The sequence below is a fragment of the Aequorivita sediminis genome (assembly GCF_032080575.2).
Taxonomy (GTDB): Bacteria; Bacteroidota; Bacteroidia; order Flavobacteriales; family Flavobacteriaceae; genus Aequorivita; species Aequorivita sediminis.
Map to the genome: position 1 here is coordinate 101,572 of NZ_JAVLSO020000001.1, position 23,934 is coordinate 125,505.

25 protein-coding genes and 1 pseudogene are annotated in these 23,934 nt (G+C 34.2%); 13 read left to right on the forward strand and 13 right to left on the reverse strand.

The window, feature by feature from the left end; all coding sequences use genetic code 11:
* Positions 1–60: 60 nt before the first annotated feature.
* The 8 genes from RT250_RS00460 to RT250_RS00495 form a co-directional block, all read right to left on the reverse strand.
* Positions 61–390: a DNA-directed RNA polymerase subunit omega gene (locus RT250_RS00460; RefSeq protein WP_139855125.1), complete on the reverse strand. Its 330-nt coding sequence runs from the start codon at positions 388–390 to the stop codon at positions 61–63.
* Between the two features lie 10 nt (positions 391–400).
* Entirely contained in the window at positions 401–1,210 is an 810-nt protein-coding gene (locus RT250_RS00465) for an outer membrane protein assembly factor BamD (protein WP_313111111.1), read from the reverse strand.
* A 138-nt stretch (positions 1,211–1,348) separates the two neighbouring features.
* The gene (gene dapA / locus RT250_RS00470) at positions 1,349–2,224 is read right to left on the reverse strand and encodes a 4-hydroxy-tetrahydrodipicolinate synthase (RefSeq protein WP_313111113.1); all 876 of its coding nucleotides are present in this window, start codon (positions 2,222–2,224) and stop codon (positions 1,349–1,351) included.
* Positions 2,225–2,260: 36 nt separating this feature from the next.
* Positions 2,261–2,776 (reverse strand): DUF6913 domain-containing protein, encoded by a 516-nt coding sequence (locus RT250_RS00475; RefSeq protein ID WP_313111115.1) that lies wholly within the window; start codon positions 2,774–2,776, stop codon positions 2,261–2,263.
* A 134-nt stretch (positions 2,777–2,910) separates the two neighbouring features.
* On the reverse strand, positions 2,911–4,908 hold the full coding sequence (ligA, locus tag RT250_RS00480) for an NAD-dependent DNA ligase LigA (protein ID WP_313111117.1): 1,998 nt from the start codon (positions 4,906–4,908) through the stop codon (positions 2,911–2,913).
* Between the two features lie 129 nt (positions 4,909–5,037).
* Complete coding sequence (locus RT250_RS00485; protein WP_313111119.1) at positions 5,038–5,628, reverse strand: LOG family protein; 591 nt, start codon at positions 5,626–5,628, stop codon at positions 5,038–5,040.
* A gap of 63 nt (positions 5,629–5,691) precedes the next feature.
* Positions 5,692–6,549: a peptide chain release factor N(5)-glutamine methyltransferase gene (gene prmC, locus RT250_RS00490; protein WP_313111121.1), complete on the reverse strand. Its 858-nt coding sequence runs from the start codon at positions 6,547–6,549 to the stop codon at positions 5,692–5,694.
* 51 nt (positions 6,550–6,600) lie between these two features.
* Positions 6,601–7,086, reverse strand: a complete 486-nt coding sequence (locus tag RT250_RS00495) for a GNAT family N-acetyltransferase (protein ID WP_313111123.1) — start codon at positions 7,084–7,086, stop codon at positions 6,601–6,603.
* Between the two features lie 28 nt (positions 7,087–7,114).
* Here RT250_RS00495 and ribD point away from each other — a divergent pair, with 28 nt between their 5' ends.
* The 7 genes and pseudogenes from ribD (at position 7,115) to RT250_RS00525 (ending at position 13,249) form a co-directional block, all read left to right on the forward strand.
* A complete protein-coding gene (ribD, locus tag RT250_RS00500) occupies positions 7,115–8,164 on the forward strand; it encodes a bifunctional diaminohydroxyphosphoribosylaminopyrimidine deaminase/5-amino-6-(5-phosphoribosylamino)uracil reductase RibD (protein WP_313111125.1) in 1,050 nt (349 codons plus the stop codon).
* Positions 8,161–9,033 carry an EamA family transporter gene (locus RT250_RS00505; protein ID WP_313111127.1) on the forward strand — a complete coding sequence of 291 codons (873 nt, stop codon included), beginning with the start codon at positions 8,161–8,163 and terminating at the stop codon, positions 9,031–9,033. Before ribD ends, RT250_RS00505 begins: the two co-directional genes overlap by 4 nt.
* A 22-nt stretch (positions 9,034–9,055) precedes the next feature.
* Positions 9,056–9,682, forward strand: coding sequence for an IMPACT family protein (locus RT250_RS00510; protein ID WP_313111129.1), 627 nt, complete (start codon positions 9,056–9,058; stop codon positions 9,680–9,682).
* 698 nt (positions 9,683–10,380) lie between these two features.
* Complete coding sequence (dnaA, locus tag RT250_RS00515; RefSeq protein ID WP_139855115.1) at positions 10,381–11,808, forward strand: chromosomal replication initiator protein DnaA; 1,428 nt, start codon at positions 10,381–10,383, stop codon at positions 11,806–11,808.
* A gap of 88 nt (positions 11,809–11,896) precedes the next feature.
* Positions 11,897–12,331: a low molecular weight protein-tyrosine-phosphatase gene (locus RT250_RS00520; RefSeq protein ID WP_313112160.1), complete on the forward strand. Its 435-nt coding sequence runs from the start codon at positions 11,897–11,899 to the stop codon at positions 12,329–12,331.
* Positions 12,332–12,428: 97 nt separating this feature from the next.
* Positions 12,429–12,527 (forward strand): annotated as a pseudogene (locus RT250_RS13650) (hypothetical protein); the annotation flags it as partial.
* 8 nt (positions 12,528–12,535) lie between these two features.
* Positions 12,536–13,249, forward strand: a complete 714-nt coding sequence (locus RT250_RS00525) for an SAM-dependent methyltransferase (RefSeq protein WP_313111133.1) — start codon at positions 12,536–12,538, stop codon at positions 13,247–13,249.
* A gap of 7 nt (positions 13,250–13,256) precedes the next feature.
* On the opposite strand, the gene RT250_RS00530 is transcribed toward RT250_RS00525, so the two are convergent.
* From RT250_RS00530 to dapF, 5 genes are all read right to left on the reverse strand, one after another.
* Complete coding sequence (locus RT250_RS00530; RefSeq protein ID WP_313111135.1) at positions 13,257–13,907, reverse strand: peptidoglycan-binding protein LysM; 651 nt, start codon at positions 13,905–13,907, stop codon at positions 13,257–13,259.
* Between the two features lie 138 nt (positions 13,908–14,045).
* On the reverse strand, positions 14,046–14,687 hold the full coding sequence (locus RT250_RS00535; RefSeq protein ID WP_313111137.1) for a hypothetical protein: 642 nt from the start codon (positions 14,685–14,687) through the stop codon (positions 14,046–14,048).
* A gap of 263 nt (positions 14,688–14,950) precedes the next feature.
* Positions 14,951–15,994 (reverse strand): endolytic transglycosylase MltG, encoded by a 1,044-nt coding sequence (mltG, locus tag RT250_RS00540; RefSeq protein ID WP_313111140.1) that lies wholly within the window; start codon positions 15,992–15,994, stop codon positions 14,951–14,953.
* Positions 15,995–16,080: 86 nt separating this feature from the next.
* On the reverse strand, positions 16,081–16,608 hold the full coding sequence (locus RT250_RS00545; protein WP_313111142.1) for a GNAT family N-acetyltransferase: 528 nt from the start codon (positions 16,606–16,608) through the stop codon (positions 16,081–16,083).
* The gene (gene dapF / locus RT250_RS00550) at positions 16,605–17,378 is read right to left on the reverse strand and encodes a diaminopimelate epimerase (protein ID WP_313111144.1); all 774 of its coding nucleotides are present in this window, start codon (positions 17,376–17,378) and stop codon (positions 16,605–16,607) included. The genes RT250_RS00545 and dapF overlap by 4 nt, the downstream gene beginning before the upstream one ends.
* 259 nt (positions 17,379–17,637) lie before the next feature.
* Between dapF and RT250_RS00555 the strand changes: the two genes are divergently transcribed.
* The 6 genes from RT250_RS00555 (at position 17,638) to RT250_RS00580 (ending at position 23,858) form a co-directional block, all read left to right on the forward strand.
* Positions 17,638–19,026, forward strand: a complete 1,389-nt coding sequence (locus tag RT250_RS00555; RefSeq protein ID WP_313111145.1) for a trypsin-like peptidase domain-containing protein — start codon at positions 17,638–17,640, stop codon at positions 19,024–19,026.
* Between the two features lie 221 nt (positions 19,027–19,247).
* On the forward strand, positions 19,248–20,696 hold the full coding sequence (locus tag RT250_RS00560; protein WP_313111147.1) for a glyceraldehyde-3-phosphate dehydrogenase: 1,449 nt from the start codon (positions 19,248–19,250) through the stop codon (positions 20,694–20,696).
* Positions 20,697–20,872: 176 nt separating this feature from the next.
* Positions 20,873–22,027 (forward strand): AsmA family protein, encoded by a 1,155-nt coding sequence (locus RT250_RS00565; protein WP_313111148.1) that lies wholly within the window; start codon positions 20,873–20,875, stop codon positions 22,025–22,027.
* Positions 22,028–22,090: 63 nt separating this feature from the next.
* Positions 22,091–22,765 (forward strand): tRNA (guanosine(37)-N1)-methyltransferase TrmD, encoded by a 675-nt coding sequence (gene trmD, locus RT250_RS00570; protein ID WP_313111150.1) that lies wholly within the window; start codon positions 22,091–22,093, stop codon positions 22,763–22,765.
* Between the two features lie 103 nt (positions 22,766–22,868).
* The gene (locus tag RT250_RS00575) at positions 22,869–23,441 is read left to right on the forward strand and encodes a cob(I)yrinic acid a,c-diamide adenosyltransferase (RefSeq protein ID WP_313111152.1); all 573 of its coding nucleotides are present in this window, start codon (positions 22,869–22,871) and stop codon (positions 23,439–23,441) included.
* A gap of 195 nt (positions 23,442–23,636) precedes the next feature.
* Positions 23,637–23,858 carry a DUF2795 domain-containing protein gene (locus RT250_RS00580; RefSeq protein ID WP_014782927.1) on the forward strand — a complete coding sequence of 74 codons (222 nt, stop codon included), beginning with the start codon at positions 23,637–23,639 and terminating at the stop codon, positions 23,856–23,858.
* Positions 23,859–23,934 lie beyond the last annotated feature (76 nt).

Below are 23,934 nucleotides of genomic sequence, written 5' to 3' on the forward strand. Positions count from 1 at the left end.
TATAAATATATAGCTCAAAGCTAAAATAATTTTCAACTTTGAGCTATTTCTATTACACTTTTACTCTACTACTTCGTCAGCAGTATTTCTGTAGTAAATTTTATTTTCTAACCATTCCTGCACTGCTAAAGCGTGTGGTTTTGGCAATCGTTCGTAGAATTTTGAAACCTCTATTTGTTCTTTGTTTTCAAAAATCTCCTCTAAACTATCGTTATAAGTTGCAAACTCATCTAGTTTTTCTAAAAGCTCTTTCTTAATATCGCCATTAATTTGCGTAGCTCTTTTCGAAATGATAGAAATAGCTTCGTAAATGTTGTTTGTGGGAGCATCAATTAAGTTTTTGTCTAAAGTGACAGTGTTAACAGGTGCTTCTGAGTTTTTAATATCCATAGTAAATTAATTAAATAGTAGGTGTTGTTTCTTCGGTTACAGTTCTGCGCTCTATATCTTCATATATTTCAACAGCTTCAGAGGCTAGATCTGTATCCTTGTAATATTTCATAAAATTTTTATAGTGTCCTTTTGCAATGTCTAAACGCTCTTGTACCAAACTTGGAATACTATTTATTGCAAGTTTATAAGCTGAAACGAAACGATTATAAAATGCTTCTTTTCTATAAATAGACCCCGGATTATCTGTTATAAAGTTATCAAATGCTTCAATTGCAGACTTGTAATCTTCTACATGCAGATATTGCGCTGCAGTTTTGAATTCTTTTTTCTCAAGTTTTTCACGCAATTCAGCAACAAGTTCGTTAGCTTCCATTCTCTTATCAGAGTTTGGATATGTGTTTATAAATTCCTGAAGTTTTTCCAAACCTTTATGAGTGTCTCTTTGGTCTAATGAAAACCTAGGAGAAAGTTCGTAAAAACTTTTTGCCGATTTAAACGATGCAACCTCAACACTATCACTTTGTGGATAAGCTTGTGTAAAACGCTCAAATTGATAACCAGCAAGGTAATAATCTTCTAAATTGTAGTACGTATTTGCATAGATAAACATTAGTTTTTCACCTTGTGGTTTACCTCTATATAAAGGAACAATTTGTTCCATCAATTTTAAACCTTTACGATATTTACCCATTTGATAGAGCGAATCTGCAAAAGCGTATTTCTTACCAATGTCATCCTTACGCAACACCTCTTGGTATTGGCTACAAGATGAAAGTAATATTGTAAGACAAAGTATTATAAAAAAAGGTAATCTCATGGGCTTAAAAAACATCGTGCAAAAATAGGCAATTAAACGGGATTCAACAAAACTTATTATCACGCTAAATTATTGCCCTAAAAGCTATTATTTACACACCTTTTGAAAAATTTAACGCAATTCCAAAATCTTAACAAATTAGAATTCTTGAATAAAAGAATCTATTTTGGCTCTCAATCTATCACTAACCCCAACTAAGGGCAGCCTTACAGTATCATTACAAATTCCTATTTTTTTGAATACAGCTTTAATTCCGGCTGGGTTTCCTTCTGCAAATATATAATCGATTGCAGGGGCAATTTTATAGTGAATTTGATAAGCTTCATCTACTTTTTTATCAAGACCAAGCTTCACCATTTTTGAAAATTCTTTTGGAAACCCTTCTCCTATAACCGATATAACTCCAGCACCACCGGCTAGCACCATCGGTAAGGTAATCATATCGTCGCCAGAAATAACTAAGAAATCTTTTGGGCAGCCAGAAATCAATTTCATAGCCTGAACAATATCCCCCGCAGCTTCTTTAATCGCCACTATTTTGTCAAAATCATTAGCCAAACGAATTACAGTCTCAGGCAACATATTTGACGCTGTTCTACCAGGAACATTATATAAAATAATTGGTAATGGTGCCTCTTTCGCAATGGCTGCAAAATGCTGATAAATTCCTTCCTGCGTTGGTTTATTGTAAAAAGGAGACACTGAAAGTATTGCAGTAAAAGCAGAAAGATCACGTTGATTCATTTCGGCAATTACCTCTTTAGTGTTGTTACCTCCAATTCCTATAACCAAAGGAAGTCTTCCGTTGTTTGCAGAGACCACTGTATCAATAACCAGCTGCTTCTCTTCTTTAGATAAGGTCGCACTTTCTGCTGTAGTTCCAAGAACTACTAAGTAATCGATACCATTATCAATATTGAAGTTTACTACATTTTTAAGTCCTTCTACATCAACCGAAAAATCACTCTTAAATGGGGTGATTAACGCAACTCCAGTCCCTATTAATTCTTTCATTTAGTATTTTATTATTTATTACGATTACATTGTAACCTATATTTTTTTTAAGATTTTTAAATATTTAGTTACCTCAGCTTTAAAGTCAGCCATATTTTTCGGATCTACAGCTAACATCAAGTCAAAAAGTCTTTCATCTGCTCCATTAAATCCTATTTTAAACTTTGCTTTGCTTTGTGCAATTAAGGCATTTAAAAAATCATTTTCCGTATTTGTAAATCCAATTAATACATCAAATTGAAAATCGAGAAACTCTCTTGCGATTTGATTATTAATATCACCCCTCCAGTTAAACTCTTTGTTGGTAATTTGGTTTTGCCTTAATGTGGGTAACTTTTTTCGGGTTTCCATAAAAGTAAAGACCTTAATATCTTTTCTCTGCAACCCAAGAGAGGTTCCAAATTCATAAAACCTTTCAAAGTCGTCGAAATATGATTCATCAACCAAAAACCCCAAAAACCTTAAAGGCGTATTTCTTTGAGAAAAATCACGAGCTTTTAAACTTTTTTCAGTTTGATTTTTTAGAGATTTAAGTTTGATTTTTTCCAGCATTGAAAGCATAATTTTGCCCCTCAAAAATAATATAATAAAGAATTATTAGCCCTTCAAATTGAAATTCATTTTTGAAGTTTTAAATTCCAAATTTAACACGGTTTATTTTCAAAAATTTTAATCTATATTTCCTATTAAATGCCAATCATTTCAAGAAAATCGTCTTCAGAGATAATTGCCACACTTAGACTTTCAGCTTTCGTCCTTTTACTAGGTCCCATATTGTCTCCCGCTACTACAAAATCTGTTTTTGAAGAGATAGAACTTGAAACTTTCCCTCCATTATCTTCAATTAGCTTTTTGAGCTCATTACGAGAAACCTTTGTAAATACGCCAGAAACCACAAAAACCTGTCCACTTAAAGTATCTGTTTGATTGGCAAGTTCTTCGGCAGAAATTTCAAGCTGAACGCCGTAGCTTTTCAATCTTTCAATGGCGGTAAGGTTTTCTTCTAAAGCGAAAAACGACACTACACTTTGAGCAATACGCTCTCCAATTTCATCTACAGTGACTAAATCTGTTTCCGAAGCATTAATAAGCGCATCAATCGTTTTGTAGTGTTTTGCTAATTTTTTAGCAACTGTTTCTCCAACGTAACGAATTCCTAAACCAAAAAGAACTCTTTCAAAAGGTATTTGTTTTGAAGCTTCAATCCCGTTTACAATATTCTCGGCACTTTTATGCGCCATTCGCTCTAATGGAATAATTTGTTCAGATTTTAACAAATATAGATCTGCGTAGTTATTTATCAAGCCATTGTTTACCAACAGTGCAACCGTTTCACCTCCTAGCCCTTCTATATCCATCGCTTTTCGCGAGATAAAATGTTGAATTCGACCGATAATTTGAGGCGGGCAACCTTCAGCATTAGGACAATAATGTTGCGCCTCACCTTCTGTACGCACTAATGTAGTGCTACATTCTGGACACTCACTTATATACTGAGTAGGCTGTGAATTAGGATCTCTTTGTGTAAAATCTACCCCAATTATCTTCGGAATAATCTCTCCTCCTTTTTCTACAAAAACCGTATCGCCTTCACGAATATCAAGTTTCTCAATCTGATCGGCATTGTGAAGTGAAGCTCTTTTTACAATAGTACCAGCCAATTCAACTGCCTCCAAATTTGCAACTGGAGTAATTGCTCCCGTTCGCCCCACTTGATAGGTAATTTGATTTAAAACCGTGGAAACCTGCTCTGCTTTAAATTTATAAGCCATTGCCCAACGTGGAGCTTTTGCAGTATAGCCCAACTCTTCTTGTTGTTGAAGGTTGTTAACTTTTACAACAACGCCATCTGTTTCATAAGGTAGTTCGTGACGATGAATATCCCAGTAATTAACGAAAGCCAACACCTCATCCAAACTTTTTGCCAGCTTGGCTTCAGTTGGCACTTTAAATCCCCATTGTCTTGCTTTTTCTAAACTCTCAAATTGGGTTTTTATAGGAAGTCTTTCCCCTACTAAACTGTACAACAAACAATCTAACGGACGTTTTGCCACTTCGGCACTATCTTGAAGTTTTAAACTACCCGATGCGGTGTTTCGTGGATTTCTATAAGGTTCTTCTCCTGCTTCTACTCTTTCGGCATTCATCTTTGTAAAACCTTCAAAAGGCAAAACAATTTCACCTCGAATATCAAATAATGGCGGATAATCTCCTTTTAATTGTAAAGGAACAGAACGTATGGTTTTTACATTTGCCGTAACATCATCCCCCTGAAATCCATCACCGCGAGTAACAGCTTTTACAAGCTTACCATCTTCATAAGTAAGACTTATTGAAGCTCCATCGTACTTTAGCTCACATGTAAATTCCACATTGCCATCCACCATTTTTTCTATTCGCTTTTCCCAATCTTCCAAATCTTCTTTTGAATAGGAGTTATCCAATGAATACATTCTGAAAGTATGCGGAATGGTTTTAAAATTTTTAGTGATTTCACCACCAACTCTTAACGTTGGCGAATTTGGATCGTGAAATTCTGGATGTGCTTTTTCTAAATCTTGAAGTTGTTTCAGTTTTTGATCAAATTCAAAATCGGAAATGATTGGATTATCAAGCACGTAGTAGTTGTAGTTATGCTCTCTTAATTCGTTTCGAAGCGATGTAATTTGCTGTTCAATATTCATACAACAAATATAAAACTAAAGCACTATTATAAAAGAGAAGAGACCTATTTTACACTTCGAAAAAAGTAAAACTCCCCTGATTCATTCTTAAAAGCTTAAATTAAAGAACATCTTTAATATAGATGCCGCTTACGTTCTATCATCATTCAACCATTTTGGCTGATCTATCGGTTTAAACTTCTCCATTTTATTAAGAAGTTGCTGAGGATTAGAATCCACTAAAAGCAGATTGTAATTATCCATAGACAAGAATCCTTTACGCACCATAGTTTCCAGCATTTTTATAAGGTCGTTATAAAAACCATTGACATTTAATAATCCAATTGGTTTTGAATGCAAGCCAAGCTGTAGCCAAGTGATAATTTCAAAAAGCTCCTCTAAAGTACCCATTCCGCCTGGTAGCGCAATAAATCCATCGCTATTTTCCTGCATTTTTAATTTGCGTTGATGCATATTATCGGTAGTTATTAGCTTGGTAAGTCCTAGATGAACAACTTCCTTTTTCTTCAAAAAGTTTGGAATAATCCCTATTACCTTTCCTTTGTTATCCAAAACGCTTTTTGCTATAACTCCCATCACACCGATCTTCGCAGCACCATACACCAATGTTATATTTTTTTCAACGAATATTTTTCCTAGTTTTTCAGAAGCAGCAGTTATTGCAAGGTCATTACCTTCACTACTTCCGCAGAAAACACATATTTTTTCAAGTTTATTCATAATCAAATCTCTTTGCTCGGTTACAACGGCTTTTTATGCTACAAACATCGAATTTAAAGTAGACTACTTAAAACACTTTATCATGCGATCTTTTCCAAAAATGTCTTTTTTCACTTCTATTTTTTTAAATCCTTCATCCTTTAAAAGCGCAACCATTTCATCAGCAAGGTACTCATTAATCTCGAAAAATAGTTTTCCACCAGACTTTAAATGTATTTTTGCTAAGCGTGAAATTGACCTATAAAACAGCAATGGATCACTGTTAGTCACGTATAATGCAGAATCCGGCTCATGTCGTAAAACATTTTCATGCATCATTTCTTTTTCTAATTCTCGAACATACGGTGGATTGGAAACTATAATATCGTATTGTTCTGGAAGTGATGTTACTTTTAAAATATCTGTTTGAAAAAAATTAACATTTACATTATTAATTTCTGCATTCTCAGTTGCGACCTGTATTGCCTTTTCTGATATATCCAACGCAGACACTTTAGTATTTGGAAGGTTTTTAGCTAAAGAAACAGCAATACAACCACTACCCGTGCCTATATCAAGTATAGAAGTGGGCTCAGAATGCTGAGTGGTGGTTTTATGATTAGACATTATATAATCTATTAACTCCTCTGTTTCCGGACGGGGAATTAAAGTGTATTTATTCACTTTAATTGGTAGTCCATAAAATTCTGTTTCTCCTAATATATATTGAATAGGCTCGTGATTATTAAGCTTAAAAAGCGCAATTTGAAACTTATCATAATCATTTGTTGAGACTTCTGTTTCGGGATTTAAGGCAATATCAACCCGAGAAAGATTCAGATATTCTTTAGAAAGTATATAGAAAAAAGATTGAATTTCTTCCGAAGCATAAAATCCTGAAAGTTGTTCGTGAAAGTATTTTTTTAATTTTGAAATTTTCAAAAGTTGTCTTAGTTTTTTATTTAAGATGGAATATTGTCGTTTAAACGGAATTTACAACGTTTTCAACATATGCACTTGGCAAGAATAATGTCCCGTATCTCCCATTCTAGCCTCAATATATTCAAATCCTGAATGTTTGTAAAGTTTCTGAGCTTGAGTCATATATTCCATAGTTTCTAGATATATTTTCTCATAGCCAAAATCGCGGGCTTTTAACAAACAAACTTCCATCATTTGCTTCCCGATTCCCCTCCCTCTAGCTTCTGATAAAAAATACATTTTCTGAAGTTCACAGATGTTACCGTCAAAATTATCCAAATTAGCAATTCCAGCGCCTCCAATTACTTTATTATTTACTTCAACTACAAAATATGCTGTTTTGGGTTTGTTATAGGTTTCATACATACAATCTAAAGCAGTATCAGCATAGGCGGTACCAACTTTTGGCACGTTGAAATCCTCCAAAACGCTGCGTATTACTTTGGCGATTTGAAGATTATCACTCTTTTTTATAAGTCGGATAATTGGTGTGTTCATTCTAATTAAAACCTTGTATTTTTACGCTGTGAAGATACACGAAAAATATATGTTGCGATGTATACAACTCGCTAAAAACGGACTAGGAACCACCTATCCAAATCCTTTGGTGGGCAGCGTTGTTGTACACAATAATAAGATTATTGGCGAAGGCTGGCATTATCAAGCAGGACAGCCACACGCTGAAGTAAACGCCTTAAAAAATATTAAAAATAGAGAACTCCTAAAAGAAGCCACAATATATGTAAGCCTAGAGCCTTGCAGTCATTTTGGAAAAACTCCACCCTGTGCCAATCTAATAATTGAATCGGGTATTAAAAAAGTAGTAATTGGAAGCTTAGACCCTAATCCCCAAGTTGCCGGCCGTGGAATAAAAAGATTAATTGAAGCTGGATGCGAAGTGATTGTTGGAATTTTAGACAAGAAATGTGGCGAGCTTAACAAGCGATTTTTTACGTTTCACACCAAAAAAAGACCTTATATTTTCTTGAAGTGGGCGCAAACTTTGGATGGTTTTATCGCCCCAAAGAGCGAAACTCGAAATGAAAAAAAACCAATCTGGATTACAAATAAATTTTCGCGACAAATTGTGCATAAAGTGCGAGCCGAAGAAGAGGCTATTTTAGTCGGCACTTATACTGTTTTAGAAGACGATCCAACACTTACAGTAAGAGATTGGTACGGCAAAAATCCAGTGCGAATTATTATTGATAGAACCTTAAAAATTTCGCCAGAAGTTTCAGTATTTGACGGGAGTGTAAAAACTATTGTTTTTAACGATAATAAGAGCAAAACTTCAGGAAATATTGAATTTGAGAAATTAGATTTTACAAAAAATATCCCAAAACAAATCTGTGATGTTCTTTTCAGAAACAACATTCAATCTGTAATCATTGAAGGAGGTTCAAAGACCTTACAATCATTTATCGACGCGTCACTTTGGGATGAAGCGTATGTTTTTACAGGCAAGAATACATTTAGCGAAGGAATAAAAGCTCCTATTTTTAAAGGTGATATTTCTTCTGAAAAAATGATAAAGGAAGACATATTAAAAATTTTTAAAAACCCCAGCCTTTGATAGCACTTCTCTTTAGCGTACTTTCTTCCACAATGATCTTTGTGGTTTTTAAGCTTTTTTCACGTTTTAAAATCAATACTTTTCAAGCTCTTACGTTTAATTATGTCACTGCTTCTATCTGCGGAATTATCCTTCAGGAAAATAAAATAAAATTTTCTGAAGTACCACAATTTGAATGGTTTCCATTTGCCCTTGGTTTAGGTGGGTTATTTATTTTGGTTTTTAATTTAATGGCGATAACAACACAGCGCAGTGGACTTTCGGTGGTTTCAGTAGCCACAAAAATGAGTGTAGTTATCCCAATTTTATTCGGGTTACTTTATTATAAAGAAAGTCTTGGGTTTTTTAAAATTTTTGGAATTATCCTGGCTTTATTTGCTGTGTACCTAGCTTCTATTAAAACTAAAGATGGAATTAAAATAAAATTATCAAATTTTATTTTTCCTGCTCTAGTATTTTTAGGGAGTGGCACTATAGACACAACTATCAAATATTTAGAAGGCGAGTTTATTGCTAAAAACGATATCCCGATATTTTCCGCAACAATTTATGCCATGGCTGGCCTAATTGGATTTGCAATTTTAATATTTCAACTAGTTAAAGGAAGTTTTAAGTTTGAATTTAAACACTTAATTGGCGGAATTGCTTTAGGTGTTCCAAACTATTTTTCCGTTTACTTTCTAGTTGAAGCTCTACGCAGCGATATACTTGAAAGCTCTGGGGTTTTTACTGTAAATAACGTTGCGATTGTAATGGCTTCTACTATTTTAGGCATTTTACTTTTTAAGGAAAAGTTATTGAAAAAAAACTGGATTGGAATTGGGTTGGCTGTGCTAAGTATATTATTTATAGCTTTGGAAAAATGGTAGTTTAAAAATTAAAAACACACTTTTGGAAACGGAAAAAGACACATATAAAACCATTTTAAAACCATCGGAAGAAGTTCTTTACAAAGAGAAAGGAAGTAAGTTTTTTGGATATGCTTTTCCTGTTACTTCAGAAGAAAAAATTAAAGATCATTTAGAAGATCTTAAAAAACAACATTACAGTGCACGACATTGGTGTTACGCATGGCAGTTAGGCAAAAGCTACGAACATTATCGCGCAAATGATGATGGGGAGCCTTCAAATAGCGCTGGAATGCCAATATACGGTCAATTGCAATCTTTTGATGTTACTAATATATTAGTGGTAGTTGTGCGGTATTTTGGCGGAACAAAGCTTGGCGTGGGCGGATTAATTCAAGCGTATAAAACTACAGCGCAAATGGCATTAGAAACTTCCCAAATTCACACCAAAACTATAGATGAAATCTTTTTCGTGCAATGTGAATATCCTGAAATGAATACTGTAATGCGCATTTTAAAAGATGAAAACATCAAAATCGTAAATCAGAAACTTGAACTGAGTTGTGAGTTCGAAATTTCGGTTAGAAAAAAAGATGCAGATAGAATTTTTCAACTCTTTGAAAATACATACAAAGTAAAAATCATCAAGGAAGAAGACAAAAAAGAATAGTATTAGAAAAACTAACGTCTAAACTGAAATTTGATGATTTTTTTAAAATTAAGACGACCTAAAATTACTGATAAAATTATTGCACTTTTCAACAACCTTTATCAAAAATTTAAAGGGTAAACAGCCAATTGTAGATTTCAAAAACCTGCTTACATATTAATGCCTCTTTTTTTGAAATCACGAAATAGATTTTTCAATTTTAATACAGTTTAGATTGATTATAAATTTCAAAAAAAAATGAAAACAGAAACTTTATTTTTTCAAGAAAAAGAAATTATTTTCGTTTAATTTTTCTGCAAAATATGTTTAACAATTGACTGAAAAACATAAACACTTATTGGCCTTATAACCAGTAATTTAAAACAAACCCCACTACCTATAAGTCCTTACGATTAATTCTTTTAAAACTTGAAACTTATCTAAGTAAAATAAAACTAGCAACTAATTAATTTTTTAATAGTGCTTTAGTATTTTTACAACTGCCTTCTTAAAAATATGTGGGTGTTTGATAAAAGTTTTTTGTAGCTTTATCGAAAGTGGAGTATGACGAAAAAAATTGAATATTTCAACCCCAAAGTGGTTTTTTTTATAACTATTTTGTTCACATATTTGCACTGTTAGGAAATAGCTCGGAAACTCTCCATCCGTTATTTTTTAGCCACATCTAAAATTAAAAATAAATTATTCAAGATTAAATTATGAGCAAGACTGCGGAATCGGTTTGGAATAACTGCTTGGCTTTTATAGAAGACAACATTTCTTCTCAAGCATATAAAACATGGTTCGAACCAATTAAAGCCGTTAAATTAGCTGACTGCTCTCTCAGCATACAAGTGCCAAGTAAGTTTTTTTACGAATGGCTTGAAGAGCACTACGTGAAAATTTTAAAAGTGGCTCTTACCAAAGAATTAGGTAAGAACGCTAAGTTGGTTTATATAATCCGTATGGAAAATACATATGGCAACAAGCAACCCTTTACTGAAAAAATTCCTAGTGCAAACCGCAGCAATTTACGATCGCAAGAAATTGATGTACCATTAAAAAATAAAAGTCCTGAATTAAAAAATCCATTTGTAATTCCTGGAATTAGAAATGTTAAAATAGAATCTCAATTAAATCCTAATTACAACTTTGAAAACTTCCTAGAAGGAGAGTCTAATCGTTTGGCTCGCTCTGCAGGTTTAGCAGTAGCAAACAAACCAGGAGGTACATCATTTAATCCACTGTTGATATTTGGAGGAGTAGGTTTAGGAAAAACTCACTTAGCACACGCTATTGGCGTTGATATAAAAGATAAATACCCAGAAAAAACTGTTCTGTATATTTCTGCTGAAAAATTCACACAGCAATATATAGAATCTGTTACTAAGAATAATAGAAACGACTTTATTCACTTCTATCAAATAATAGATGTATTAATAGTTGACGACATTCAATTGCTATCGGGTAAAGCTGGAACTCAAGATGTTTTCTTTCATATTTTCAATCATTTACACCAAAATGGAAAGCAGGTTATTTTAACGAGTGATAAAGCACCTGTAGATATGATTGATATCGAACAGCGATTACTTTCACGCTTTAAGTGGGGATTATCTGCAGAATTAAATCACCCAGATTACGCCACAAGAATTGCAATTATAAAGAGTAAATTATACCGTGATGGTGTTGATATGCCTGAAGACATTATAGAATTTTTGGCAAACAACATCAAAACCAACATACGTGAACTTGAAGGCGCTATTATTTCCTTAATAGCTCATTCATCGTTCAACAAAAAAGAAATTACAATTGATCTTGCTCGTAAGATTGTTGACAACTATGTGAAACACACCAAGCGTGAAGTTTCTATAGAATACATTCAAAAAGTAGTTAGTGATTATTTCCAAATGGATGTAAGCACACTTCAATCTAAAACGCGAAAAAGACATATTGTACAAGCTAGACAATTGGCGATGTTCTTTGCTAAAAAACTAACCAAAGCTTCACTAGCTTCTATCGGTTCACAAATAGGTCAGCGAGATCATGCAACGGTATTGCACGCTTGTAAAACTGTTGATAATCTTTCTAGTACCGACAAGCAGTTCCGAAAGTATGTTGAAGATCTAAACAAAAAATTGACATTATAATTTAATTCTCATTTAGAATTAAGCCTATAATCGTTTACTTTATTTTAAAAATTTTTAAAATTTCATTTTGGCAAAAACAAAAGTTTTAATGGTGTGTCTAGGCAATATTTGCCGGTCTCCTTTGGCCGAAGGTCTTTTAAAATCCAAGGTTGATTCTTCAGAAGTAATTGTAGACTCGGCAGGCACTGGTAGCTGGCACGTAGGAAGCAAACCAGACAGCAGAAGTATTGCAGTTGCTAAAAAAAATAATTTAGACATAACCAATCAACGCGGAAGACAATTCAGCGTTAGTGATTTTGATGAGTTTGACCATATTTACGTTATGGATAATTCCAACAAAGAAAACGTGTTGGATCTTGCGAAAAATGACGAGCACAGAAGTAAAGTAAAACTTATTTTAAACGAAATTTTCCCTGGTGAAAATGTAGATGTTCCAGACCCGTATTACGGAGGAGACTCAGGTTTTGATCATGTTTATAAGATGCTGGATGAAGCTTGCGAAGTAATTGCTAATAAACTTTAAAAGATAATTCCAGGTTTTCAATAGCAATTAATAGTCAACACTACTAAATAATAACAGTCAACCTCCCCTAATTTGAGGTAAGCATACTTCTGACAATAAGAAAATGAATGTATTAAGTTTTAGTTCTAGTATATACCTTACAAAAATAACTTCTGAAAAAGAACTAGTTGTTGTCAAAAAAATTATAATTCAATAATTACAATAATGAGGCCCGAAAAAGGAAAACTTTACCTTATCCCTTGCCCTCTAGGCGATGTGTCACCTTTTGCTGTTCTTCCAGCATCAGTAAAAAACACCGTTGATAGTATAGACCATTATATTGTAGAGCATCAAAAAAATGCTCGAAGATTTATAAAAAGTATTTCCCCTGAAAAGGAACAATCTTCTTTAAAGCTTCAAGAAATAAACAAATTCACTCAACCTGAAGAAATTCCCGCTATGCTCAATCCTTGTTTAGAAGGGTTTGATGTTGGGGTTATTAGCGATGCAGGATGCCCTGGCATTGCAGACCCAGGAGCAAGAGCAGTGCATTACGCTCACGAGAAAGGCATAAAAGTAGTGCCTCTTGTAGGACCATCGTCTATTTTACTAGCCATGATGGCAAGTGGTTTTAACGGACAAAACTTCACTTTCAATGGATATTTGCCTATCGAAAAAAGTGAAAGAAAATCTGAATTAAAACGTTTAGAAAAGCTTTCTAAGGACTTCGATCAATCACAGCTTTTTATTGAAACGCCATATCGCAATAACCAGATGCTTCAAAGTTTGATAGACATCCTAAATCCACAAACTAGAATATGTGTTGCTTGCGACATTACTTTGCCTTCAGAGTATATTAAAACAGCTCCAGCGAGTGTGTGGAAAAAAATAAAGGTGGACCTTCATAAAAGACCCACCTTATTTATCATTCACGGATAGTGTTTAATTACATTATCCTTGGTTTCTTGTTTGGTACAATATGCGAAGTATCATAACCTGAAAACTTGCGTAAGTAATAACGAATAGAAGTGCCATTAGCATCTTCAAAACCGTCTGCACCGCCACTTCTAAGGAATTTCTTTACATTTCCAGCTCCCGCTAAATGCGCTGCAGCTAGGATGCCAGACTCTGTAACTTTTACCCCACCTACTACTTTACCAACAGTACGCTTAATATCTTTGCGTAAAATCCACTTATTTAAAGAAGTGTAAGCCGTAAAAGCTGCTTCTTGTTGACGAGTGTTATAAAGAAAATTATCAGCATTTCTAAGTCCCATCATTTTTAAGGTATTCTTTGAAAACTGATATTTTCCCATATACCCATAAGGGTTAACCACGTGATAATCCCCTCTCGATTCTTTAAAACCAAGAGCTTCTTTAAATCCTAAATAAGATTTCCCTAAGAATAAATAATACTTAGGTTTCAGAGGAGCGTCTAACGGAATTAGTTCGTCTTCTGTGGGCACATTGTAGTTCAACTCCATACCTTCAGTACTAAAAACTGAAAAATCGTAGTTGCTTTCATTTGCATTAAAACCTGTCCCTACTATTACGGTAACAACAAGTAAAGTGATAATAAAATAATATCTTTTTTTCATTCATTCTAAAATTCGGGCATATTGCTATACCTTCTTTTGAGGGCGCAAAGATAACGCTTTTTTTATTAACTTGATTTACAGTATGTTAAATTATTAAAAATAAAAAAACCAGGCTTGTCAACCTGGTTTTTCCAATAATTATAATGTCGCTTTTGCGTTATTATCTGGAAGTATTTCAGAGATATCGTAGCCTCCAAAGCGTTTCATGTACTTAGTGATAGGTACACGATTTGCATCCTTAAAGACAATCTTTCCCTTGCTGTCCAAAAATTTTTTAACATTTCCGGCACCTCCCAAATGAGCCGCAGCCACTAGACCCGATTCGGATATTCTAATACCATTAATTGTTTGGCCAACATATTGGTCAATATAATCTCTCAATACCCATTTGTTTTTAGAAATTAAAGCTTTAAAAGCTCTTTCTTGTAACAATGGGCTATTCAAAAATTGAGTGGTATTATAAATTCCTACCCAATTAAGGGTTGAACGGCCAAACTGGTATTTGCCCATATATCCTAATCTATTTACGGCTGTGTAATTTCCACTGCTTTCACTAAAGCCGAGGTCATAACTGAACCCAAGAAACGACTTCCCAAGATAGGGAATCCTATCTTGTGAATTCAAATTCACTTCATATTCGTAAGGAACATGGGCTACGTCACCTACAATATCTGTAGTGAATATAGAACTGCTATAATCCTCTTTCTTAGAGGAGAAAGCCATTGCAACAAATAATACAATAGCTAGCAGCGCAGACAATTTCATAAAACGTTTCGTCATGTTTTATTTAGTTTTAAATTATAATTATTGCGTCATCGCCGTGTGCGAGACGAAATAAACTTTTAAAAACAAGCATTGTGTTCGACAAAATTTGTTCGCCGCGTATTATGAAAATATTGTGCCAAAGAACCTTGCAATCAATTAAACCGTACCTGACAGTCAATAGATTACATACAAAAGATACAATAATTGGAGAAAACTAAAGTAGTCTTAACAAAATTTAACCCTGTTTATTAAAGTGTTTTAACAGAAGAAAGAGGCTATTATCTTTTTAAACCTTGACTATTTACCCACCGCACATACTCAATCTTATTGCGGTTGTGTTGAGCTAGGTTTTTTGCAAACTTATGGTAGCCAAAATTAGTAACATCGGCCACAAAGTAATAATAATCGTGTTGTTCCGGATTTAAAACAGCATCAATCGAAGAAATATCGGGCATTGCAATTGGCCCTGGCGGAATTCCCGCATATTTATAAGTGTTATAAGGCGATTCAAGCTCTAAATCTTTATATAATACCCGTTTAATTACCTGATCGTAATCATTTGCCTCACGTTTTAAAGCATATATAACCGTAGGATCCGCTTGAAGTAACATCCCTACTTTTAATCGATTAAGATAAACTCCTGCAACTCTAGGGCGTTCATCTACTTTTGCGGTTTCTTTTTGAACAATTGCTGCCAAAGACATTACCTGCTCCCTTGTGAGATTTTGTTTTTTAGCCTTTGCAATTCGTGATTCACTCCAAAAACGTTCGTATTCTTTTTTCATTCGTTCACGAAAAGTCTCTGCTGAAGTGTTCCAGTAAAATTCATAGGTATTTGGAATATAAAGCGAAAGCGCTGTATCATTGTTTAATCCTACTTCTTTTAAAAATTTAGGATCACGCATTGCCGTAATAAGCGAAGTACTATCGGCTTCAATTTGTCTAGAAATGTGCCCTGCCAAATTTTCTAATCGTTCCTGGTTATTGAATTTTATGTTTATAGGAATATTTTTACTTCTAAGAGTATTTACAATATCGTTATTGCTCATTCCTTTTCTAATAATAAAATGACCAGCTTTAATACTAGAAGAATATTGTTTTCTATCTGCTATTGCCAAAAAAGAATCTGGATTGTCTATTAGCGGTTCTAATTCCTCAATTACATCATGAATAGTAGCATTGGTAGGAATATATACGTGTGCTTCATTATTGTTGAATGCTGTATTTGGAGTAAAAGCTGTATTGAAAACATACCAAGCAAACCCGCCCATGCCAACGGCACCTAATAATACTATAGCTATTAATATCTTTTTAATGTACATTTTATTTTATTGAGAATTGACTAGTTATAATTGTTTAAGTGGGCAATTAGATTTAATGAACTTCAATTTGCAGTGCCAAACGAAAGTTAATCTTGAATGCGTTGATAAATATATTCACTTTTGAATTTCCTGTCGGAATAAATCCAATCTTTTTTAATTCCATTTTGTACGAAGCCTGCTTTCTCAAAAAGTTTCATACTCCCGATATTATCTTCAGTAATTCCTGCGTGAATTTGATGAAGATTTAAATGCTTAAATGCATAATTACAGATTAGCTCTAACGCTTCACAAGCGAAACCTTTTCGTTTATGTTCATCAGAAAATATAACGATTCCCACTCCTGCTCTTTGATGTTTGGGATCAAAATCGAAAAGATCTATAAAGCCGATAATGGATTCATCATCACTTTTACAAATAGTTAAACGCAATTGCTTTACATCGTAAATATCGCGGTGACTGTTTTGTAAATACTGTTTTAGGATAAATCTAGAAAAAGGTGTAGTAGTATTACTAACCTTCCAAAGCGACTCGGTGTTTTCCAAAATATATAAGAAATCTATATCGGAAGGTTCCAAAGCACGTAAATATAATTTTTTTCCTATTAGTGTCTTCATCTCCAAAATCCTTTAAAAACTTGAGTTGCTGGCCCTTCTAAATATACATTCTCATAACCTTTAACAGTTTTATCAAAACTAACTTGAAGATTTCCTCCTGGGGTGATTAATGAAATATTGTTATTTGATGTCTTTCCAGTTTCAAACATTGCTATTGCTACAGCTGTAACTCCTGTTCCACAAGATAGTGTTTCATCTTCTACGCCGCGCTCATAGGTCCTAACTGAAAAAGTGTCAGGATTTTCTTGTTCAACAAAATTTACATTTGAACCTTCTTTACCATAAATAGTATTGCGGATTTCCTTTCCTTGTGCAAAAACATTGAATGCCTTAAGGTTGGAAACCAATTGAACGTGATGTGGCGACCCTGTATTTAAATAGGTATAGTTTTCTGAAGTATTTACATATTCGATGTCATTCATTTTCAAAGAAACCCAATTCCCATCTACTGATGCTTCATGCAAACCATCTACAGCTTCAAAAGTTGTTTTTTTTGAAATAATCTCTAGAAACTTTGCAAAGTGCACTATGCATCTTCCACCGTTACCACACATTGTACTTAAGTTTCCATCACTATTATAGTACACCATTGTAAAATCTGCCGATGGATTGTTCTCTAAAAGCAATAAACCGTCTGCACCAACGCCGAAACGACGGTCACAAATTTTTGCTACAAGAGCTGTATCTTCTTTCGGGAAAAACAAATCGCGATTATCTACAATCACAAAATCATTTCCTGTTCCTTGGTATTTATAAAAGGTGAATTTCATATCCGCGCAAAGATATAAAAAGCCACTACGAGTTGTAGGATAGAAATTGAGTTAAATACAAGTTAAAACAGGTTTTATGGCACACTATTTTCAGGCTATGCTTGTTAAATTTGTTAAGCTGTGATGAAATTCGTTAGCAAAATGATTTTTCAATATATCTTACTCTTAGACAGGAAACATCTGAATTGCAGAATGATACAGCGAAAATCAAAATCTGTTTTGATTTATAAAATTAGTATTAATTAAAAATTGTTACACAATGAAACAAACATTCCGTTTATTTCTAGTAGCGCTATTTGCGGGCGCCATTACACTAGGAGGCTATAAGTATCTAGAAAACGAAGAGCGTATTTCATTTGCTCCGCAAGAAACATCAAAATTTATTCCTACCACCTATTTAGGAACTGCAGCTGAAATGAGTACCGATTTTACTGAAGCTGCCGAAAAAACAGTTCACGCCGTAGTTCACGTAAAAAATATTACAGTAAGTAGACAACCTACCAATATATTCGAGTTTTTTCAAGGTGGTGGGCAGCCACGAGCTATGGTAGGAAGTGGTAGTGGAGTAATTATTTCGCCAGATGGATATATTATTACCAACAACCACGTAATTGCTAATGCTTCAAATTTAGAAGTTACTTTAAATAATAATAAGGTGTATAAAGCACAACTAATAGGTACAGACCCTTCAACAGATATTGCACTTTTAAAAATTGATGATGAGGAGGAACTTCCCTTTATCCCCTTTGGAGATTCAAACAATATAAAGATTGGCGAATGGGTTCTAGCAGTAGGAAATCCATTTAATCTTACTTCAACCGTAACAGCTGGAATTATTAGTGCCAAAGCACGTGATCTAAATCAATTTGACGGAAATCCACAGTCGTTCATTCAAACTGATGCTGCTGTAAATCGCGGAAATAGTGGTGGTGCCTTAGTGAATACAAGAGGTGAATTAATTGGAATAAACACCGCAATAACTTCAGAAACTGGAAGTTTTGTTGGGTATTCCTTTGCTGTACCTTCAAATAATGCACGAAAGGTAATTGAAGATATTCTTGAATATGGAAATGTACAACGCGGAATTTTAGGAATCCAAGTTGGCAACATAAATCCTCAAATTGCTGAAAAATATGGAATCACCGATACAGAAGGAGTATTTGTTGGAGGCATAGAAAAAGGAAGCGGCGCAGACAAAGCTGGAATAAAAGAAGGTGACGTTATCAAGCAATTAGATGGTTTTAAAGTTTCAAAGTTTGCTGATCTTTCAGGGTATTTAGGCTCTAAAAGACCTAACGACGTGGTTGAAGTTACTGTACTTCGCAACGGAAATGAAAAAACTCTAGCTGTTAAACTTTTTAAGTTAGAGACCTTTGCAATGGATGATTTAGGTTTAGAAGTAAAGAATATTACCGCTGAAGAATTAAAGGAACGCGGACTTGAAAACGGAGTAATTGTAACTCGTGCCCTTACCCCTGAAATCGCTCAATACAAGCTTGAAGGCATAATAATTACAAAAATCAACGACGAAACCGTAAAAAATATTGATGATGTTAAGCGAATTATGATGAATCGCAACACACGTACACCTATAAAAATGACTTTCATGGATACAGCAGGAAGTATTAACACTTTTATATTTAGGTAGATTATTTTCTGAGAAAATTTAAATCAACTAACTTTAAAAGATTCTTGTTGGTTGAACGCAGTCGAGAGCGTAGAAGTTGTCTTTAACTTTTAGTTCTCGACTGTTCTTTTATAGTCTTTTAAATACTTTTCAAGTATTGGTTTTAATTTACTGTTTATATTTCTTCAAAAGGATGAAAAAGAGTACTTTTGCAACAAATTTAAACCCTTAAATCCTTCCTTATGAGTTTTGATGACGTTTATGAAAAAGAACTGTCTTTTCAAACTGATCGCCGAAAAGCTTCAGTAGAATTTATTAAAATCATTAGCGACCTTTGGTACGATAAGTCCATCGAACTGGTGCTTTTCCGTAACCAACTTATAGACCGCAATGTGAGCGAAATATTAAACCTTCACGAATATGCGGGTGAATTTGTACAAAAGCCAATTTCAATTTTTGACTCTGTTGAAATTGCTCAAGCAATAAAAACGTTAGACCTTCCACCAGCTAAATTAGACATTGGAAAACTTACTTACGAATTCCACTTGGAAGACGACAAGTATTCAAACGCACTTGCATTTGTATCAGCAAAACTTAAAAACGCTAAAGAAGCTAAAACTGTTGTTCCTAAAGACGTAGTGCTTTATGGATTTGGTCGTATTGGCCGTTTATTAGCTCGTGAGCTTATGGGTCGTACTGGACAAGGTAACCAACTTCGCTTACGTGCAATTGTAGTTCGTGGAAATGTAGATCAAACTGTGTTAGACAAGAGAGCTTCATTACTTCAAAACGACTCTGTTCACGGAGAATTCCCAGGAATTGTTCGTACAGATCTTGAAAACAGCGCGTTAATCATTAATGGTACTACGGTTCATATCATTTCAGCAAACAACCCTGAAGATATCGACTACACTAAATACGGAATTGAAGACGCATTAATTATTGATAATACAGGAGCTTTCCGTGATAAAGAAGCTTTAGGGCGCCACCTAAAAGCTAAAGGTGCTTCAAAAGTATTATTAACTGCTCCAGGAAAAGGAGTTCCAAATATCGTTCACGGTGTAAACCAAAACGAACACGATCCTAATACAACCGATATATTCTCGGCTGCTTCTTGTACTACAAATGCTATTACACCTATACTAAAAGCGGTAGAAGATTCTTTCGGTGTAGTTCGTGGTCACTTAGAAACTATTCACGCATACACAAACGACCAGAATCTTGTAGATAATATGCACAAAAAATACCGTCGTGGTCGTGCTGCTGCATTAAATATGGTTATTACTGAAACTGGCGCTGGAAGTGCTGTTGCTAAAGCCTTACCAGAATTAGCTGGTAAACTTACAAGTAACGCTATTCGTGTTCCTGTTCCCAATGGTTCACTTGTAGTATTAAATCTTGAGCTTGCTAAGCCAACTTCTGTTGAAGATATTAATTCTGTAATGAAGAAATACGCCTTAGAAGGTGATTTAGTTGAGCAAATTAAATACTCGTTAAGCAATGAGTTGGTATCTAGCGATATTGTGGGTTCTTCTGCTCCTGCCATTTACGATAGCAATGCAACTATCGCTACTGAAGATGGTAAAAACGTTGTATTATACATCTGGTATGATAACGAATACGGTTATAGCCACCAAGTAATTCGACTTGCGAAATATATTGCACAAGTTAGAAGATTTACATATTACTAGTAGCTAAATACAAGGGTAGATTTTTAAAATCCTTTAGTTTATATCTTTGCGTCCTCAGTGATTCTGTGATAAATCATCATCTCAAAATCATTAGGACGCAATTTTATTTTATGACTTCATTAACTGAGAGTTATTTGGCTTTCTCTCAAATTTGTTTGATTTATATTTAGACTTTCATGTCACTAGAAAAAAAGCGATCTTACTTCAAAAAAAAGCGATTCATAATTCCATTAGCATTTTTAATTCTAATTTTCGCTTTTCGTTTATACCTTCCTTTTTTCTTAAAAAATCATTTAAATAAAACGCTAAATAATATTTCAGGGTATTACGGTGAAGTTGAAGATGTGGATGTTTTTATATTTCGCGGGGCTTACGCAATAAAAGAACTACGCTTAAATAAAAACACTACAAAATCTCAAAAGCCCCTTCTTATCATACCTAAAACTGATATTTCTATTGAATGGAAAACGCTGTTTAAAACCAAGTTAGTAAGTGATGTTGTTCTGACTAATCCAGAAGTCGCCTTTTCACTAAAAGAAAATGAAACTACTGGAATAAACGTAAATGATTGGCCAAAAATCTTTAAGGAATTCATAATGATAGACATTAACCGTCTTGAAGTTAAACAGGGGAAATTGACTTTCTTGGAAGATTATGAGCGACCCAACATATTTTTTGAAATTAACGATATAGCTCTTTACACCGACAATTTGAGTAATGTTGTTGAAAAAAAAAGACTACTAAACTCTCCTATCCGAGCATCAGGTTTCACCCCTAGCAATGCAAAGGTATCTTTAGAAGGTTATATGAATTTTTCAAAAAAAATCCCTGACATGGATCTTTTTTTTACAGTAGACAACACTAAAACAAGTAGTTTAAACGACATCACCAATCACTACACAGGTTTAGAATTTAAGCAAGGTATTTTCAGTGTTAAAAGTGAGGTAACTATTATAAACGAAAACATAAAAGGTTATGTTAAACCAATATTTTCGAATACGCATTTAACAGGAAATACAGAAGAATTTACAGTTGAAATATGGGATGGATATTCTGAGTTTTTTAAATTTCTTTTAAAGAATCAGAACCTTGAAACATTCGAAGAAAAAGTATTTTTTGAAGGAAGCTTAAAAAATGAAAATTCTGATGCTTGGTCTAGTTTTAAAGACATTTTTAAAAATGCGTGGTTAAAAACTTTTTTTAAAAGCAACCATGAAATTAAAGATAAACCTATGAAACTCACGACGCAACAAAAACGTGAGTTACGAAAAAAAGAGCGAGATGAAGAACGCGCTAGACGTAGGAAGGAACGAGAAATCAAGAATGGTTGATTTTAAAAGCCAATTCCTTACTTTTACCCTGAAAAAATTCACACATCACTTAAGTTCATCCCAATGCGAATCGATATAATCACCGTCCTACCTGAATTGCTTCAAAGTCCTTTTGAAGCATCTATTTTAAAACGAGCCATTGAAAAAGGCTTGGTCGAAGTACACACGCATAACCTTCGTGATTATGCTACAAATAATTATAAGCAAATTGACGATTATCAATTTGGCGGTGGCGCAGGTATGGTAATGATGATTGAACCCATTGATAAATGTATATCCGAATTAAAAGCAGAAAGAGATTACGACGAAATAATCTATATGACGCCAGATGGGAAAACTTTTAATCAACAAATTGCTAATGAGCTTTCGCTAAAAGGAAACATTATTATTCTTTGCGGCCACTACAAAGGTGTAGATCAACGTGTTCGCGATCATTTTATCACCAGAGAAATTTCTGTGGGCGATTTTGTATTAAGCGGTGGCGAACTTGCTGCAGCCTTAGTTTGCGATGCAGTTATCCGGTTGCTTCCTGGAGTATTAGGCGATGAAACTAGTGCTTTGACAGATTCTTTTCAAGATAATTTATTAGCACCGCCTATCTATACCCGTCCAGCAGAATACAAAGGCTGGACTGTTCCTGAAGTGCTTACTAGTGGGCATGCTGCAAAAATTGAAGAATGGCGTGAAGAACAAGCTTACAAACGCACAAAAGAACGCAGGCCAGATTTATTAGATTAACATTTTATACAATTACAGGCTAATTTGTTTCTTACACCAAAGCACTTACTATTTAGTATAGTATTTTGTAAATTTGGTAACCACAAACAAGAATATTATTAAAATGAAAATATATACAAAAACTGGTGATGCAGGTACTACTGCTCTTTTTGGTGGCACACGCGTTCCCAAACACAATATTAGAATTGAAAGCTACGGAACTGTAGATGAACTAAATTCGTATTTAGGGTTAATTCGCACACAAGATATCGATCCTCGTAGTAAAGAAATTCTCACATTTATTCAGGATAGATTATTTACACTTGGAGCAATTTTAGCTACTGATCCTGCAAAAGCTACTTTAAAAAGTGGAAAAGAGCGGTTAAACATCCCTAAAATTGAAGAAGAAGACATAGTGCTATTGGAAACAGAAATGGACCAAATGAATGATGCACTACCCCCTATGACGCATTTCATTTTGCCAGGTGGCAACACTACAGTGTCATATTGTCACATTGCCCGTACGGTATGCCGTCGAGCTGAACGTCGAGCAACGCTTTTAAATGAAAATGAACCTGTTGATGACCGTGTACTTATGTATTTAAACCGACTATCTGACTACCTATTTGTACTGGCACGAAAGTTGTCTAAGGATAGCAACGCGGAAGAAACAAAATGGATTCCGGAAAAATTATAATAGAATTAATTAAAAACTAGAAACAGCAGAACAACAGCATTTTAGCAAAAATAACTTATTAACAATGCCATGTACAACTGCTTGATAATCAAAGTTTAAAAAACGTTCTTTAAAATATTGTAGAAATAATTTAGTTTTTACTTGACTTTCTAAACTAAAAAATTATTTTTGCAGAAAACTAAAACCTAAAGTGCTATGTACTGGACATTAGAATTAGCATCATATTTAAGCGATGCACCCTGGCCCGCAACCAAAGATGAATTGATTGATTACGCGATCAGGACTGGTGCTCCACTAGAAGTAGTGGAAAACCTTCAGGCAATTGAAGACGAAGGCGACTCTTACGACTCTATTGAAGAGATTTGGGCAGATTATCCTACCGACGACGATTACCTTTGGAACGAGGATGAGTATTAATTCCCAAAACGGATTGGGAAACATTAAAAAATAATATAAAAAGTCTCTTCAAAGGGGCTTTTTTTTTATTCAAAAT

Bases quoted from the DNA above. Each gene is read 5' to 3' on its own strand.
- RT250_RS00460 (WP_139855125.1), bottom strand. From the start codon at position 390: ATGGATATTAAAAACTCAGAAGCACCTGTTAACACTGTCACTTTAGAC.
- RT250_RS00465 (WP_313111111.1), bottom strand. From the start codon at position 1,210: ATGAGATTACCTTTTTTTATAATACTTTGTCTTACAATATTACTTTCA.
- dapA (WP_313111113.1), bottom strand. From the start codon at position 2,224: ATGAAAGAATTAATAGGGACTGGAGTTGCGTTAATCACCCCATTTAAG.
- RT250_RS00475 (WP_313111115.1), bottom strand. From the start codon at position 2,776: ATGCTGGAAAAAATCAAACTTAAATCTCTAAAAAATCAAACTGAAAAA.
- ligA (WP_313111117.1), bottom strand. From the start codon at position 4,908: ATGAATATTGAACAGCAAATTACATCGCTTCGAAACGAATTAAGAGAG.
- RT250_RS00485 (WP_313111119.1), bottom strand. From the start codon at position 5,628: ATGAATAAACTTGAAAAAATATGTGTTTTCTGCGGAAGTAGTGAAGGT.
- RT250_RS00495 (WP_313111123.1), bottom strand. From the start codon at position 7,086: ATGAACACACCAATTATCCGACTTATAAAAAAGAGTGATAATCTTCAA.
- dnaA (WP_139855115.1), top strand. From the start codon at position 10,381: ATGAGCAAGACTGCGGAATCGGTTTGGAATAACTGCTTGGCTTTTATA.
- RT250_RS00520 (WP_313112160.1), top strand. From the start codon at position 11,897: ATGGTGTGTCTAGGCAATATTTGCCGGTCTCCTTTGGCCGAAGGTCTT.
- RT250_RS00525 (WP_313111133.1), top strand. From the start codon at position 12,536: ATGAGGCCCGAAAAAGGAAAACTTTACCTTATCCCTTGCCCTCTAGGC.
- RT250_RS00530 (WP_313111135.1), bottom strand. From the start codon at position 13,907: ATGAAAAAAAGATATTATTTTATTATCACTTTACTTGTTGTTACCGTA.
- RT250_RS00535 (WP_313111137.1), bottom strand. From the start codon at position 14,687: ATGACGAAACGTTTTATGAAATTGTCTGCGCTGCTAGCTATTGTATTA.
- mltG (WP_313111140.1), bottom strand. From the start codon at position 15,994: ATGTACATTAAAAAGATATTAATAGCTATAGTATTATTAGGTGCCGTT.
- RT250_RS00545 (WP_313111142.1), bottom strand. From the start codon at position 16,608: ATGAAGACACTAATAGGAAAAAAATTATATTTACGTGCTTTGGAACCT.
- dapF (WP_313111144.1), bottom strand. From the start codon at position 17,378: ATGAAATTCACCTTTTATAAATACCAAGGAACAGGAAATGATTTTGTG.
- RT250_RS00555 (WP_313111145.1), top strand. From the start codon at position 17,638: ATGAAACAAACATTCCGTTTATTTCTAGTAGCGCTATTTGCGGGCGCC.
- RT250_RS00560 (WP_313111147.1), top strand. From the start codon at position 19,248: ATGAGTTTTGATGACGTTTATGAAAAAGAACTGTCTTTTCAAACTGAT.
- RT250_RS00565 (WP_313111148.1), top strand. From the start codon at position 20,873: ATGTCACTAGAAAAAAAGCGATCTTACTTCAAAAAAAAGCGATTCATA.
- trmD (WP_313111150.1), top strand. From the start codon at position 22,091: ATGCGAATCGATATAATCACCGTCCTACCTGAATTGCTTCAAAGTCCT.
- RT250_RS00575 (WP_313111152.1), top strand. From the start codon at position 22,869: ATGAAAATATATACAAAAACTGGTGATGCAGGTACTACTGCTCTTTTT.
- RT250_RS00580 (WP_014782927.1), top strand. From the start codon at position 23,637: ATGTACTGGACATTAGAATTAGCATCATATTTAAGCGATGCACCCTGG.